Origin of the sequence: Neobacillus drentensis (assembly GCF_036962125.1) — a bacterium.
GTDB lineage: Bacteria > Bacillota > Bacilli > Bacillales > Cytobacillaceae > Neobacillus > Neobacillus drentensis_B.
In genome coordinates, this window is sequence record NZ_JBALOA010000002.1 from 21,167 (window position 1) to 35,637 (window position 14,471).

A 14,471-nucleotide genomic window follows, 5' to 3' on the forward strand; every position below is an offset into this window, starting at 1 on the left:
TTGACATCCTTTCTTTCATGCAATGAAGTGCGAGGGTAGAGAACTATTATAACGTAAAATCTGTCTATATCTAAAATAATCTTTGAAAATACATATATTTTTCATCGAAATATCATGAATATGATTTGGGTATTCTAAAAGAATATATAAAAATTTTTAGTTTTTTGTCCACTAGATATGAACAAGTGCATAAATTTATGATAAAGTATACTTTGTAAATCCTTTAATACCGCTAAATAACAACAATAATTATGTCCACCTGAAAAGGACGATTGTTTTTTGGTAAACGACAAAAAAGGTTCAAAAGAACGAGGGGGAATGAAATATGTCAAGCAATATTCTGGAGCAATTTTTAAATGAAAATCTAGAGGATTTAAAAGGAAAAGGTCTATATAATGTGATCGACCCACTTGAAAGCCCAAATGGTCCTGTTATTACCATCAATGGCAGAGAACTTGTGAATCTTTCATCAAATAATTATTTAGGCTTAGCAACGGATGAACGCTTGAAAAAAGCCGCAAACAATGCAATTAAAAAATATGGTGTCGGTGCAGGAGCTGTTCGAACGATCAATGGGACGCTCAAGCTTCATGTGGAATTGGAAGAGAAATTGGCTGAATTTAAACATACAGAAGCTGCGATTGCCTACCAATCTGGATTTAATTGCAATATGGCCGCTATTTCTGCTGTCATGGATAAAAATGATGCGATTCTTTCAGATGAACTAAACCATGCATCGATTATCGATGGTTGCAGACTGTCCAAAGCAAAAATTATTCGTGTTAACCATTCCGATATGGCTGATTTACGAGCTAAAGCAAAAGCTGCGAAAGAGTCAGGTCTATACAATAAAATTATGGTTATTACAGACGGCGTGTTTTCAATGGATGGTGATATTGCCTTATTACCGGAAATTGTTCAAATAGCAGAGGAATTTGACTTAATTACGTATGTTGACGATGCCCATGGCTCAGGAGTGTTAGGTGATGGTGCCGGTACTGTTAAACATTTTGGACTCTCTGATAAAATTGACTTCCAAATTGGGACCTTATCAAAAGCAATAGGTGTAGTTGGCGGATATGTTGCTGGGAAGAAAAACCTGATTGACTGGTTAAAGGTTCGCAGCCGTCCATTCCTATTTTCTACTTCTTTAACTCCTGCTGACGTGGCTGCAAGTAAGAAATCAATTGAAATTTTAATGGAAAGTACAGAACTAAACAAGAAGCTCTGGGAAAATGGCGATTATCTAAAAAAAGGCTTGAAAGATCTTGGGTTTAATATTGGGAATAGCGAAACACCAATCACCCCTTGTATCATTGGGGATGAGGCACTTACTCAACAATTCAGTAAACGCTTGAATGAAGAAGGTGTTTATGCCAAGGCGATTGTCTTCCCAACTGTGCCACAAGGGACTGGACGGGTCCGTAATATGCCAACTGCTGCCCATACAAAAGAAATGCTCGACCAGGCCATTGCTATTTATGAAAAAGTCGGGAAAGAAATGGGCGTTATTTAAGTATCACTCGGAACGATAGGGTCATGTAAAATATAGTAAATCACTATTTTTAGGATAGATGAAGAGAACGGAGAAATTAAGATGAAGCGTATTTTAATCACGGGTGCATTAGGTCAGATTGGCTCTGAGTTAACATTAAAGCTGCGAGACATTTATGGTGCAGATCAGGTTATTGCGACCGATATTAAAAAAAATGATAGTGAAGCTGCTCAAAGCGGACCATTTGAATCTGTCGATGTAACGGATTTAAACAGAATGGTAGAGGTAGCTAAGAAATACAATGTTGATACTGTGATGCATTTAGCAGCGCTTTTATCCGCAACAGCGGAAGCTAAACCTGTGTTTGCTTGGAATTTAAATATGGGAGGACTTATGAATGCACTTGAAACCGCTCGAGAACTAAAAGCCCAATTTTTTACACCAAGCTCGATTGGTGCTTTTGGTCCATCTACACCGAAGGATAACACCCCTCAGGATACGATTATGCGACCTACTACGATGTACGGTGTCAATAAGGTGGCTGGCGAATTATTGTCAGACTACTATTACCAAAAGTTTGGTGTGGATACACGCGGCTTACGTTTTCCAGGGTTAATTTCCTATGTAGCACTTCCTGGTGGAGGGACAACCGATTATGCTGTTGAAATTTACTACGAAGCTGTCAAACATGGAAAATATACCTCGTACATTAATAAAGGTACTTATATGGATATGATGTATATGCCGGATGCCTTGAATGCAATTGTTGATTTAATGGAGGCAGATTCATCGAAATTAATTCATCGTAATGCTTTTAATGTGACGGCGATGAGTTTTGATCCAGAGGAAATTGCCGCTTCTATTGCAAAGGTTGTGCCTGGATTTGAAATTTCTTATGACGTCGATCCAGATCGCCAAAGAATAGCGGAGAGTTGGCCGAATTCCATTGATTCAACGGCAGCAAAAGAAGAGTGGGGCTTTAAATACGCGTTTGATTTAGATAAAATGACGAAGGACATGGTAGAGAAACTCCGTCAAAAATACTAAGTAGAAATGTTTACGCGTTTCGCTCTGATAAAAAATACCGGAACTCGTTAAAGGTCCGGTATTTTTTATCATTGTTAAGTTTTTAAACGGTCGATTACCGTTTTACATAAATATATTTATCCTTTTTCTCCGTAACTCTTCCCACAATCGATGCATAAGCTAATCCACTAGCTCTCAGTTTGTCAACATATTCTCCTGCTTCCTGTTCGCTAAGTGAGACAAACAGTCCGCCAGAAGTGATGGCATCGCAAAGGAGTAATTGCTCCTCTGGGAGGATATCCTCGTAAACGACATCGTCCGCTATCCATTTATGATTGGACTTTGACCCGCCGGGTACAATGCCATTTCTGGCAAGGTCAAGCGCACCCTCTAACACAGGTACTTGAGCAAGTGAAAACTCAAAGCTTACCTCACTGCCGCGTGCCATTTCACTGCCATGGCCTAGCAATCCAAAACCAGTAACATCTGTAACCGCATGAGGGTGATAATCTTTTAATACCTCTGATGCCGTTTTATTTAGTGTTGCCATGGTTTCTGTTACGATTTGTTCTTGCTCTAGGGTAACCGCAGATCTTTTTATTCCAGTGGTGATAATTCCAACCCCGATCGGCTTGGTCAAGACAAGGACATCACCAGGCAAGGCCCCGACATTTTTCCAAACTTTGTCTGGATGGACAAAGCCTGTAACAGAAAGTCCGAATTTTGGTTCCTGATCATCAATGGAATGTCCGCCCACGGTGATTGCCCCAGCTTCTTTTACTTTATCTGCTGCGCCGCGCAAAATATCCGCGAGCATATTTGCTCCAAGCTTTTTAATTGGGAAGCCAACGATATTCATTACGGTTTTTGGTTCGCCACCCATCGCATAAACGTCGCTTAATGCATTGGCCGCGGTGATTTGTCCAAACATATAAGGATCGTCGACAATTGGGGTAAAGTAATCAACCGTTTGGATCAATGCAATGGAGTCCGTAATCTGGTAAACTCCCGCATCATCAGATGTATCCAGTCCCACCAATAATTCAGGAATCGGTTCTTGTTTTGGTAATTGACGCAAAACTTGCGCCAGGTCCTCAGGACCAATTTTACAGCCTCAACCCGCTTTGGTTGACAAAGAGGTCAGGCGAATTTTATCTAGTTCACTCATGCAAGTCCACCTCCATTTTTATAGTATAACTCTTTTAAAAAAATTGCGCACGAGTAGACAAAAAAATTGCAGGAGAATAGGTGGATAGGTTAAAATATTATCACTATCCTGATGTAGGAAACACTTTTTTGGAGGGCACTTATCATGAAGAACTACCATATAATCGTAGAATTTTGCATGCAATGAAATTACGCACCTAAAGCCGCGAGTTTCGCGGAAGAGCTATTTAATCATTTTTTTAGAGATATTCAAAAGTTAGAACTAATTCCAAGTTCAGGTGGCGCCTTTGAGGTGACCGTTAATGGGGAAAAGATTTATTCTAAGCTTGATACAGGAGTTTTCCCTGATACTGAAGAAATGATCGAAATCATTTCTTCTAAATAGATAGAAACCTCATTTCCACTCGGAAATGAGGTTTTTTTACCAATAATAACATTCCGTCAACTGTGACAAAAAAAGCCACATCATTTATCTCAAGGCAGGGTTATAAATCTATTTTTTCCGATACAACCATCTATTTTAGAAATAACTACTTCTAATATCCCATTCGTAAAAGTTGCATATACGGACTGGTTGACTACTAGAAAGGGAAAGTTTATGGAACGGATTCGTTTATGTTGATTAGGGGAAGGGGGGTATTTTGATGCAGAAATCATTAATTTATTTCCTTCTATATATACCTTTATTTCAGAAGCCTCAAATTCACTTAAAATGGCTTCGACAATCCATTCCTTTTCTGTCTCATAAAGATCAATTTGAAATTGGGTTTCATCATAATATGATGTAAGCGGATCGAGGAAATATCTTTCCAGCCACTTTTCCACGATTTCAAAGTCAAAGCTTTGGTTTTGAAGTTGTTTCTTTTTTGACATATCTAATCCCCCTTGCTCGTTTCATTTTATTCATTGAGGATAAAAACGTGAAAATGATATGTTATAATTGGGAAGACGGAAGCGCCCCTTTTAGTCCAAGCTTGATGGAACGCTCCTAAATGCTGGACAAACCATAAACTAGTACGTCGATAAAGGAGTTTTTATCTTGAAAGAATGGCTACGTTCCATCCCAGCGGTTCATGAACTTCAAACACATGTAAGGTTTTTAAATCTGCTTAACGAAAATCAACTTGACCAAACACAGCTTACGAAACAACTAAAAGAGGTTATTGATACGATTAGAGGAGCAATCCTAAATGATAATTGGCGAGGCAATCGGCCTGGGACCAACCACTTTATTGAGGACCTTTTTTCTATTCTTGAATCGAAAATAAACAAACAATTTTCCTATACGATCGAAAAAGTCATCAATGCAACTGGCACCATTCTACATACCAATCTCGGAAGAGCGAGATTAAGTGAAAACGCAATCAACCATGTCATTGAAACGGCACGGAATTATTCAAATTTAGAATACAAGTTATCTGAAGGGGAAAGAGGCTCACGGCATAGTCATGTTGAAGCATTAATTAAAGAAATTACCGGTGCAGAAGCGGCTATGGTTGTAAATAATAATGCTTCTGCAGTTTATCTTGTATTAAGGGCTCTCGCTGCCGATAAAGAAGTGATTGTTTCAAGGGGGCAACTTGTAGAAATTGGCGGATCGTTTCGAATCTCTTCGATTATGGAAGAGAGCGGGGCAAAGTTAGTGGAAGTCGGCACCACCAATAAAACGCATTTATATGATTATGAAAAAGCTGTCAGCCCCGAAACAGCAATTGTCATGAAGGTACATACTAGCAACTTTAAGGTAATCGGATTCACCAAATCAGTGGATACAGAGGAATTAGTCAATCTTACCAAAGGCTTGGATGAAGTCATCTTTTATGAAGATCTCGGTAGTGGTGCATTATATGATTTTAGAAAACATGGTATTGGCGATGAACCAGTTGTAAAAGAAGTTATCGTATTGGGGGCAGATGTTGTAACTTTTAGTGGCGACAAGCTTCTCGGCGGCCCGCAGGCAGGAATCATTGCAGGTAAAAAAGAAATTATTGATCGCTTGAAAAAGCATCAATTGGCACGGGTGGTTCGCGTGGATAAGATGACGTTGGCAGCACTAGAGGGGACGTTAATTGATTATGCCCGCGGTGAAAGTGGATTGATAAATATTCCGACGGTTCGAGACTTATTAGTTTCTCTTGAAGAATTAGACGTTCGAGCACAGTCTTTTGTTACAAACTTATTACAAAATACTGGAAAATATGTTACAAAAATTACAAAAGGAACCAGTCAAGTGGGCGGGGGAACCATGCCGGATGTAGAGCTTCCAACCATGGTTGTGGGCTTGAAACACTGTACACTGACTGCGGAACAACTTGGAAGGAAACTTCGAACAGAAGTAAAACCGGCCATTGTCGGGCGAATTCAAAAAGAAGAATTCATTATTGATTTACGAACCGTGACCCCTGAAGAAGAACAGTACTTACTCCAAGCATTAATTAATATGAGCGAATCATAGAATGAAAACAAAGCCCAGCATTACACCAAGTGCTGGGCTTTTTGCATGACAATTCTACATATCGTGATGTGTATTATGTTTGGCTCTTGTATGGTTGCGATTCTTTACTTTTTTAGATCCACTCATTGGTTCAGGTTGCCCCGATTGTTTGGGCGCATTTTTTCTCATGTCTTTGCCATCGTTTTTGTTCATTTTTCATCCCTCCTATATGTTAGGATGCAGTCAATAAGTCCTTTTATACCGTATATTTTTTGTTGTTCTGTGCAATTTAACGGTAAGCAAATTGAAGGAGTGAATAAAGATTATGCAAAAATTTCCATACAACAAAGATAAACAGCAGGCGTTTCAAGCAGCCCAGCAAGGGTATGAGAATGCTCAAGGACTTTATGAGACCATCGTCAGTGATAGTGCAAGTTATGGCCATCAACTGAAACATCTGAAAGACGAAGTAAATGAAGCCTACCAGCAAATTTCAAATGCACTGGAAGTGGCCTCGGAACATCAGCGTGAGCAATTAGAGCGTTTCCAACAAGATTTATCAAGCATGGTTTCAGAAGTCAATCAGACAGAATAGAAAAAGCAGGCAATTGCCTGCTTTTTCTCAGGATCCAGCTCCAGCGCCTAGGTGCTGGAGCTTTTTATTACTGGTTCTTTTTCCGCTTTTTGTTATTCATTCTTTCTTTAGCCGTTAATTCTGGTTCACTAGCGAATTCTTCGTTAAAACCAGCACCTTTTCCTTGACCTGCGGCCGCATTCATCCCTGGAATTACATGATTAGACTTTCGTTTCACCATACCAATCACCTCCTACAACCTTACTATTTCCTGCACAGCAAAAATAATGACAAGGAAAAGGTTTTTTGAGATAATAAATGTGAAAATTTCGTTTTTTCCCTACCTGCATCCATATTAAGCACAATGGTGTTTTTTGAATTTTCAGAACAAAATACATAAAAAAACATAAGTGAAACTTATCAATCACAATAACTTTCTTGTTATTTACTTATGAATTAGGTTGTATTAAGATTAGAATTGTGAGAAAAGTTACAACGGATGGGAAAATTCAAACTTTTCGGCTTTTCGTTAATTTTGGTATATTATGACGACGAATGAGGGGGTTTTTAACAAATGGTTAAGAATGATGTATTTAACGCACGAGCTTCTTTTGAAGCCAATGGTAAACGTTATCACTATTACCGTCTAAGTGCACTTGAAGAGGCGGGAATCGGCAACGTTTCTAAATTGCCTTATTCTGTAAAAGTGTTACTTGAATCTGTATTACGCCAATATGATGGCCGTGTGATCGCAAAAGAACACGTTGAGAACTTAGCTAAATGGGGAACAGCTGAGCTTAAAGAGGTTGATGTTCCATTCAAACCTTCACGTGTTATCCTACAAGACTTCACTGGAGTTCCGGCAGTGGTAGACCTTGCTTCACTACGTAAAGCAATGGCAGACCTTGGTGGGGACCCAGACAAAATTAACCCTGAGAAAACAGTAGACCTTGTTATCGACCACTCTGTACAGGTTGATGCATATGGGTCCACTGACTCATTACGAGTAAACATGGATTTAGAATTTGAACGTAATGCTGAGCGCTACCAGTTCCTTAGCTGGGCACAAAAATCATTTAACAACTATCGCGCCGTTCCACCTGCAACAGGAATCGTTCACCAAGTAAACCTTGAATACTTGGCTGATGTTGTTCATGTAGCTGAAGTGGATGGAGAATTAGAAGCATATCCTGATACATTAGTTGGAACAGATTCACATACAACTATGATCAATGGTCTTGGTGTACTTGGCTGGGGCGTTGGCGGTATTGAAGCGGAAGCAGGCATGCTAGGACAGCCTTCTTACTTCCCAGTACCTGAGGTTGTTGGTGTTAAATTAGTCGGCGAACTTCCAAATGGAGCAACCGCAACCGACTTAGCCTTAAAAGTAACTCAAGTACTCCGCAGTAAAGGTGTAGTAGGTAAATTCGTTGAATTCTTCGGCCCTGGAGTATCTGTACTGCCGCTTGCTGACCGTGCAACGATTGCCAACATGGCTCCTGAATACGGTGCAACTTGTGGATTCTTCCCAATTGATGATGAATCACTTGCCTATTTACGTTTAACTGGCCGTGAAGAAGATCAAATCAATGTGGTTGAACAGTACTGCAAAGCAAACGGCTTATTCTTTGATCCTTCATTAGAGCCAGTTTACACAAATGTTGTAGAAATCGACCTTTCTGAAATTGAAGCAAATCTTTCTGGTCCTAAGCGTCCACAAGATTTACTTCCACTTTCAAAAATGAAGGAAGAATTCGTAAAAGCTGTTTCAGCACCACAAGGAAACCAAGGCTTCGGCTTACAAGCAGATGAGCTTGATAAGTCTGCTATAGTTAAATTTGACAATGGAAACGAAACCACCATCAAGACAGGTGCAGTTGCAATCGCTTCAATCACAAGCTGTACAAATACATCTAACCCTTACGTACTAGTAGGTGCTGGACTGGTTGCCAAGAAAGCAGTCGAATTAGGTATGGAAGTTCCAAAATTCGTGAAAACTTCTTTAGCACCAGGATCTAAAGTTGTAACTGGATATCTTCGTGATTCTGGCTTACTTCCATACCTTGAGCAAATCGGCTTCAACCTAGTTGGTTACGGCTGTACAACATGTATCGGTAACTCCGGTCCATTAAAAGAAGAAATCGAAAAAACAATCGCTGAAAACGATCTTTTAGTTACTTCTGTACTTTCAGGTAACCGTAACTTCGAAGGACGTATTCACCCGCTTGTAAAAGCTAACTATCTTGCTTCACCACCATTAGTTGTTGCTTACGCACTAGCTGGAACTGTAAACATCGACTTTGCTTCTGAAGCAATTGGTAAAGATAAAGATGGAAACGATGTTTTCTTCAAGGATATCTGGCCATCAACTGCAGAAGTGAATGATGTAGTGAAACGTACGGTTACTCCTGAATTATTCCGCAGCGAATATGCGAACGTGTTTGGTGACAACGAGCGTTGGAACGAAATCAAAACTAGCAATGAGCCGCTTTATACTTGGGATGAAGATTCAACCTATATTGCTAATCCGCCGTTCTTTGAAGGCTTATCACCAGAACCAGGTACGGTTGAGCCATTAACCGGACTTCGCGTTGTTGGTAAATTCGGTGATTCTGTAACAACTGACCACATTTCTCCTGCAGGAGCGATTGGTAAAAATACTCCAGCTGGTAAGTATCTATTAGAAAAAGGCGTTCAACCTCGTGACTTTAACTCTTACGGATCTCGTCGTGGTAACCACGAAGTCATGATGCGTGGAACATTCGCAAACATTCGTATTCGTAACCAAATCGCACCAGGTACAGAAGGTGGAGTAACTACTTACTGGCCAACAGGCGAAGTTACTTCCATATACGATGCATGCATGAAGTATAAAGAAAACGGTACTGGACTAATTGTTCTTGCTGGTAAAGATTACGGAATGGGTTCTTCACGTGACTGGGCTGCGAAAGGAACTAACCTTTTAGGGATTAAAACCGTTCTTGCTGAAAGCTTCGAACGTATCCACCGCTCAAACCTTGTGTTAATGGGTGTATTACCACTTCAATTTAAAGAGGGCGAAAGCGCTGAAACACTTGGTTTAACTGGTAAAGAAACGATTGATGTTCAAGTAGGTGAAGATGTAAAACCACGTGATCTTCTTAAAGTAACCGCAACTGATGAAGCTGGTAACAAGAAAGAATTCGAAGTTCTTGTTCGTTTTGACTCTGAAGTTGAAATTGATTACTACCGTCATGGCGGAATTCTTCCAATGGTTCTACGTGAAAAATTGCAAGCTTAATATCAAAGAACACCATGTCATGCGCATGGTGTTCTTTTTTAGGATTTGATTGACAAACTTTATCACCCTCAAATATACTATTAGAATTAAACGAAAAGGGAATGATTAAGGGCCGATGAAATTATAATCTTATTTTTCAGACATAATTCGAATAACGAAAAATGTAGAACCTGAAGAATAGGATTAGTGTGTCCTTTTTTATGTCCATATCGAGTATCCGCCTATACAACAAAACCTTTGCACAGGTTTATTTGTTGTGTTATTAAACGATATATCTAGACATAAATCTCTCTTCAGGTTCTCGTGAAGGGAGTTTTTTTATGCTTACAAATCAGCAGATAGTTTTGAGAGTAATCGATGTAGATAAAAGTTTTCATTTAAGGAAGGTATTGGACAATATTCAATTTGATATAAAGAACGGAGAACGAATCGGGCTAGTTGGCTATAACGGAACCGGAAAAACCACATTGGCTAATATCCTTTTCGGTAAAATTGCACCTGATAAAGGCATCATAGAAAAATCAAATGATTTAACGATCGGCTATCTTTCCCAATCCATTGATTATCAGGTTAGTGATTTTCAGCAGTCTCTAGCAGGAAATGCCACTCCTGATTTACTCGAGCATGCCAGCACGTTAGGCCTTACGAAGGTTCTTAACTGGGAAGAAGAGCGTTTAAATCACTTAAGTGGCGGGGAAAAGTTAAAGCTTGCATTAGCTAAGGTTTGGGCTTTAAAACCAGACTTTTTAATTTTAGATGAACCAACGAATCATTTAGATTATAAAGGGATTAGATGGTTGGTATCTGAAATAGAAAAGTTTCATGGTCCCGTCCTCATTATTTCGCATGACCGCCATTTCTTAGATAAAACAGTTACTAGAATTTTTGAATTAGAAAATAGCAGAATAAACTTTTACAATGGAAACTATAGTGATTATCGGAAAGAGAAGCAGCAAAGATTTCAAAATAGGAAGCACCAATATGATGTTCAGCAGCAAAAAATAAAAGAAGTAGAAACACAAATTACTCAATTAAAGACTTGGTCAGAAAAAGCCCATCGCGACTCGACAAAAAAGGGAAAGGGTCCAAGCAAAAGACAAAATGGGATTAAGGAATATCATCGGGTAAAGGCTAAAAAAACAGACAATCAAGTAAAATCAAAAATGAAACGACTTCAAAATGAGTTGGAAAGAAATAAGCTTGAAAAACCCTTAGATGTCATTCAAATTAGGTTCCAGTTTGATACACAAGGGAAGAGAGGCAAACGAATTGTTGAGGCTAAAAATTTGGCCAAATCGTTCGCAAATAGAACGCTTTTTCAAAGTTCCAACTTCTATATTAATTATGGAGACCGCCTAGGATTATTGGGTGAAAATGGCTGTGGTAAAACGACTTTAATAAAAATGATGTTAGGCCAAGAGGGTTATTCTAATGGGGATTTGTGGAGTAGTGACTCGATAAAAATCGCTTATTTAAGTCAAGATGTTGATGATTTACCTGCTGATAAAACGGCTATTGAGGCACTAGGGTTTAAAGACCGCGAGAATGTTCTGAAAGCAAGAACATTATTAGCCAATGTAGGATTAAATGAGGCGCTTATCACTAAGCCAATTGGGACATTGAGTTTGGGGGAACGAACGAGAGTAAAACTCGTTGATATGTTAATGAAAGAATATGACGTCCTCATTCTCGACGAACCAACCAATCATCTGGACTTACCGAGTAGAGAGCAGCTTGAAAATACGTTAGCAGAGTTTACTGGGACAATTATTACCGTTTCTCATGACTATTATTTCCTTAATAAGCTTTGTAACCGGCTGCTTGTATTTGAAGACCAGCAAATTCGACGGATTGAGATGAAACCTGATGAGTATTTAAATAAGGATGGAAACAATGAGGATGCCTTAAAAGAAGCACTGCTAATCATTGAGAACAAAATTGCATTAGTCTTAGGTGAGTTATCGTTCATGGAACAAAATGACCCTAGATATCGTGAGTTAGACAAAGAATTTAATGACTTACTTAATCAAAAACGGATACTAATGGGCAAAACTTAATATAAATCCGTTATGAGCTTACAATAAAAGGTCCTTAATAGTTTTTATTGAGGACCTTTTATCACTAACCCAAGTCAGAAAATAGCGAATTAATTATTAGCCAATAAATTTAAAAGTTCTTTTTCTCTATCCGCCTGCATCCCAGCTTGCCACTCATCCTCTGTTAAATGCCGAGTTTTCTCCCATTCATATATATCAGTGATACTATCTTCAATAGGCCGAAATGAAAGACCACTCTGAATGGCTTTATCTACATTAATAGAAAATGCGCCTTTCCATGGCTCCACAGACTCAGATGACAAGGGAGAATTCTCAGGAACCCAAAGCGGCATTTCCGTCCATGGGGCTACTTTTCGGTCCAGTAGAAACTGTTCCTCTGCCCATACCACATCTGCATTTGAACCTGTCACTTTAATGCATGCATCCACAAACTCTTTTTTCGTTAATGGATAATCTGGACCCGTTGCATTAAACGTTCCAGCGGAAAGTTTTTCTTCCATATTAAGGATCCAATTAGCCAAATCTTTGTTGTCGATTATTTGAACCCGGCGGTTTGGATTTCCAGGCACGAGAACCTTACCGCCTTTTGCAATTCTATTCACCCAATAGGGAACCCGGTCCGTATAATCATTGGGTCCAATTAATTGACCGGCACGTATATTTAACACACGACCCGGCATATTTTTCTCAGCTATTTGTTCACATAAAGCTTTAAAATGTCCGTAATATTGATAAATGGGACCGTCTGCATCCATCGAAAGCTGATTCGCTTCCTCCATTGACATTTCCAAGACAGGGTAGTTTTCATCTAAATTCTCCTGGATCCAATCTTTATAGACAGAAATACTCGAGATAAACGTATAATGCTGGACTTGGTCCCTTAATAAATTTGTTGTGTTCTGAACTGTATAGGGGATAAACCCGCTTGTATCCAATACAGCATCCCAATAGCGATTTTGAAGCGCTTTCAAATTTCCGAACCGATTGCCGGTTAGGATTTCAACATCCTTTATACCTGGACTTTGAATTCCTCGATTGAAAATGGTCACTTCATGATTTCGTTTCAAAGCCTCATCCACAAATGTTTTTCCTAAAAAGCGACTTCCACCTAAAACAAGAATCTTCAAAAGTATCCCCTCCTATTCCTGTTTCTATTTTAACAAATTTTCAGTCAATTTAGTATTATAATCAAAGGGACAATTAATAATATGTTGGTATTGCATATGTCTCGAATATTGTTAAAATTACAAATGGGTAAGTTGAATAAACAAATTGGACTCTTAAAATAAATTTACATATAGTTGAAGGGATGTTATTTACATGGAAAACACTTATTTACAATCAGTATCTTTTGAAAACGGAGTTCTGAAGATACTAGATCAAACCAAAATCCCGGCCATTACTGAGTATCTTGAAACGGAAAAAATTGAAGATGCATGGGATGCAATTAAGCAGTTAAAGGTTCGCGGAGCACCAGCAATAGGAATCGCGGCTGCTTACGGTTTAGTCCTCGGAATCAAAGATGCTCCCGAAAATTCCTTTGAAAGCTTTTATGCCCATCTGAAAAAACAATCTGATTATTTAGCATCCTCCCGTCCAACAGCTGTCAACTTATTTTGGGCGTTAAAACGAATGAATGAATGTGCTCTTAAGGAAAGAGATTTACCAATCAATCAAATTAAAAAGGCACTTGAAAATGAGGCCCATAACATTCGTAGTGAAGATGAAGAAGTATGTCGGACAATCGGAGAACATGCATTAAAGCTTTTAGAAAATGGGATGGGGATCCTTACACATTGCAATGCGGGCGGAATTGCTACAGCACGTTATGGCACAGCTTTAGCACCACTTTATTTAGCAAAAGAAAAGGGCTGGGATATCAAAGTCTATGCTGATGAAACAAGACCGCTCTTACAAGGAGCTCGTTTAACTGCATGGGAGTTGATGCAGGCTGGAATCGATGTCACACTCATCACTGATAGTATGGCGGCGATGGTCATGCAAAAGGGCTGGGTCCAAGCAGTCATTGTCGGTTGCGATCGTGTCGCAGCCAATGGTGATGTAGCAAACAAAATTGGGACATACGGAGTCGCCTTATTAGCAAAAGCCCATAATATACCTTTCTACGTGGCTGCACCGATCTCCACGATTGATTTGGATACAATAACAGGTACTGATATCCCAATCGAGGAAAGAGAGGCATCAGAGATTACTGAGGGCTTTGGAAGAAGAACAGCCCCTGAAGATGTAAAAGTGTTTAACCCGGCCTTTGATGTCACTCCAAATAATCTTATTACCGCTATCATTACTGAAAAGGGTATAATAAAAGGGAATTATCAAGAAGAACTAGTGAAACTTTTTCGGGCATAAGAATGGAAACTTGGAGTTAAAAATGCAATGATTTCAAGTGATTATTGTTAATTGTCACAGTTTTGGCA

The 14,471-nt window shown here is 39.2% G+C and carries 13 protein-coding genes; 8 read left to right on the forward strand and 5 right to left on the reverse strand.

The window, feature by feature from the left end; genetic code table 11:
- Positions 1-325: 325 nt before the first annotated feature.
- Both V7121_RS01075 and V7121_RS01080 read left to right on the forward strand, forming a co-directional pair.
- A complete protein-coding gene (locus tag V7121_RS01075; protein WP_335493929.1) occupies positions 326-1,516 on the forward strand; it encodes a glycine C-acetyltransferase in 1,191 nt (396 codons plus the stop codon).
- A gap of 81 nt (positions 1,517-1,597) precedes the next feature.
- Positions 1,598-2,542 (forward strand): L-threonine 3-dehydrogenase, encoded by a 945-nt coding sequence (locus V7121_RS01080; protein WP_335493928.1) that lies wholly within the window; start codon positions 1,598-1,600, stop codon positions 2,540-2,542.
- Positions 2,543-2,636: 94 nt separating this feature from the next.
- Here the strand turns inward: V7121_RS01080 and selD are convergent, their stop codons facing one another.
- Positions 2,637-3,689: a selenide, water dikinase SelD gene (gene selD, locus V7121_RS01085; RefSeq protein WP_335493926.1), complete on the reverse strand. Its 1,053-nt coding sequence runs from the start codon at positions 3,687-3,689 to the stop codon at positions 2,637-2,639.
- 144 nt (positions 3,690-3,833) lie between these two features.
- Between selD and V7121_RS01090 the strand changes: the two genes are divergently transcribed.
- Positions 3,834-4,073 carry an Rdx family protein gene (locus V7121_RS01090; RefSeq protein WP_420490524.1) on the forward strand — a complete coding sequence of 80 codons (240 nt, stop codon included), beginning with the start codon at positions 3,834-3,836 and terminating at the stop codon, positions 4,071-4,073.
- A gap of 89 nt (positions 4,074-4,162) precedes the next feature.
- Here V7121_RS01090 and V7121_RS01095 read toward each other — a convergent pair whose 3' ends face one another.
- Positions 4,163-4,561 (reverse strand): Hsp20/alpha crystallin family protein, encoded by a 399-nt coding sequence (locus V7121_RS01095; RefSeq protein WP_335493925.1) that lies wholly within the window; start codon positions 4,559-4,561, stop codon positions 4,163-4,165.
- Between the two features lie 166 nt (positions 4,562-4,727).
- Between V7121_RS01095 and selA the strand changes: the two genes are divergently transcribed.
- Positions 4,728-6,143 (forward strand): L-seryl-tRNA(Sec) selenium transferase, encoded by a 1,416-nt coding sequence (gene selA / locus V7121_RS01100; RefSeq protein ID WP_335493923.1) that lies wholly within the window; start codon positions 4,728-4,730, stop codon positions 6,141-6,143.
- Positions 6,144-6,197: 54 nt separating this feature from the next.
- Here the strand turns inward: selA and V7121_RS01105 are convergent, their stop codons facing one another.
- On the reverse strand, positions 6,198-6,335 hold the full coding sequence (locus V7121_RS01105) for a small acid-soluble spore protein P (RefSeq protein ID WP_335493921.1): 138 nt from the start codon (positions 6,333-6,335) through the stop codon (positions 6,198-6,200).
- A 112-nt stretch (positions 6,336-6,447) separates the two neighbouring features.
- Here V7121_RS01105 and V7121_RS01110 point away from each other — a divergent pair, with 112 nt between their 5' ends.
- On the forward strand, positions 6,448-6,717 hold the full coding sequence (locus V7121_RS01110; RefSeq protein ID WP_335493919.1) for a hypothetical protein: 270 nt from the start codon (positions 6,448-6,450) through the stop codon (positions 6,715-6,717).
- 67 nt (positions 6,718-6,784) lie between these two features.
- On the opposite strand, the gene sspO is transcribed toward V7121_RS01110, so the two are convergent.
- The gene (gene sspO, locus V7121_RS01115) at positions 6,785-6,937 is read right to left on the reverse strand and encodes a small acid-soluble spore protein O (RefSeq protein ID WP_335493917.1); all 153 of its coding nucleotides are present in this window, start codon (positions 6,935-6,937) and stop codon (positions 6,785-6,787) included.
- A 333-nt stretch (positions 6,938-7,270) separates the two neighbouring features.
- On the opposite strand from sspO, the gene acnA reads away from it, so the two are divergent.
- Positions 7,271-9,976: an aconitate hydratase AcnA gene (gene acnA / locus V7121_RS01120; RefSeq protein ID WP_335493916.1), complete on the forward strand. Its 2,706-nt coding sequence runs from the start codon at positions 7,271-7,273 to the stop codon at positions 9,974-9,976.
- 320 nt (positions 9,977-10,296) lie between these two features.
- On the forward strand, positions 10,297-12,033 hold the full coding sequence (gene abc-f / locus V7121_RS01125; RefSeq protein ID WP_335545446.1) for a ribosomal protection-like ABC-F family protein: 1,737 nt from the start codon (positions 10,297-10,299) through the stop codon (positions 12,031-12,033).
- 89 nt (positions 12,034-12,122) lie between these two features.
- Here abc-f and V7121_RS01130 read toward each other — a convergent pair whose 3' ends face one another.
- Complete coding sequence (locus V7121_RS01130) at positions 12,123-13,160, reverse strand: NAD-dependent epimerase/dehydratase family protein (protein WP_335545448.1); 1,038 nt, start codon at positions 13,158-13,160, stop codon at positions 12,123-12,125.
- Positions 13,161-13,353: 193 nt separating this feature from the next.
- Here V7121_RS01130 and mtnA point away from each other — a divergent pair, with 193 nt between their 5' ends.
- Positions 13,354-14,403 carry an S-methyl-5-thioribose-1-phosphate isomerase gene (mtnA, locus tag V7121_RS01135; protein ID WP_335493910.1) on the forward strand — a complete coding sequence of 350 codons (1,050 nt, stop codon included), beginning with the start codon at positions 13,354-13,356 and terminating at the stop codon, positions 14,401-14,403.
- The last annotated feature ends 68 nt before the right edge of the window (positions 14,404-14,471 follow it).

What these genes read in the sequence shown, in the direction of transcription:
- sspO (WP_335493917.1), bottom strand. Translation starts at nt 6,937, where the DNA reads ATGGTGAAACGAAAGTCTAATCATGTAATTCCAGGGATGAATGCGGCC.
- acnA (WP_335493916.1), top strand. Translation starts at nt 7,271, where the DNA reads ATGGTTAAGAATGATGTATTTAACGCACGAGCTTCTTTTGAAGCCAAT.
- abc-f (WP_335545446.1), top strand. Translation starts at nt 10,297, where the DNA reads ATGCTTACAAATCAGCAGATAGTTTTGAGAGTAATCGATGTAGATAAA.
- V7121_RS01110 (WP_335493919.1), top strand. Translation starts at nt 6,448, where the DNA reads ATGCAAAAATTTCCATACAACAAAGATAAACAGCAGGCGTTTCAAGCA.
- mtnA (WP_335493910.1), top strand. Translation starts at nt 13,354, where the DNA reads ATGGAAAACACTTATTTACAATCAGTATCTTTTGAAAACGGAGTTCTG.
- V7121_RS01095 (WP_335493925.1), bottom strand. Translation starts at nt 4,561, where the DNA reads ATGTCAAAAAAGAAACAACTTCAAAACCAAAGCTTTGACTTTGAAATC.
- V7121_RS01075 (WP_335493929.1), top strand. Translation starts at nt 326, where the DNA reads ATGTCAAGCAATATTCTGGAGCAATTTTTAAATGAAAATCTAGAGGAT.
- V7121_RS01105 (WP_335493921.1), bottom strand. Translation starts at nt 6,335, where the DNA reads ATGAACAAAAACGATGGCAAAGACATGAGAAAAAATGCGCCCAAACAA.
- V7121_RS01080 (WP_335493928.1), top strand. Translation starts at nt 1,598, where the DNA reads ATGAAGCGTATTTTAATCACGGGTGCATTAGGTCAGATTGGCTCTGAG.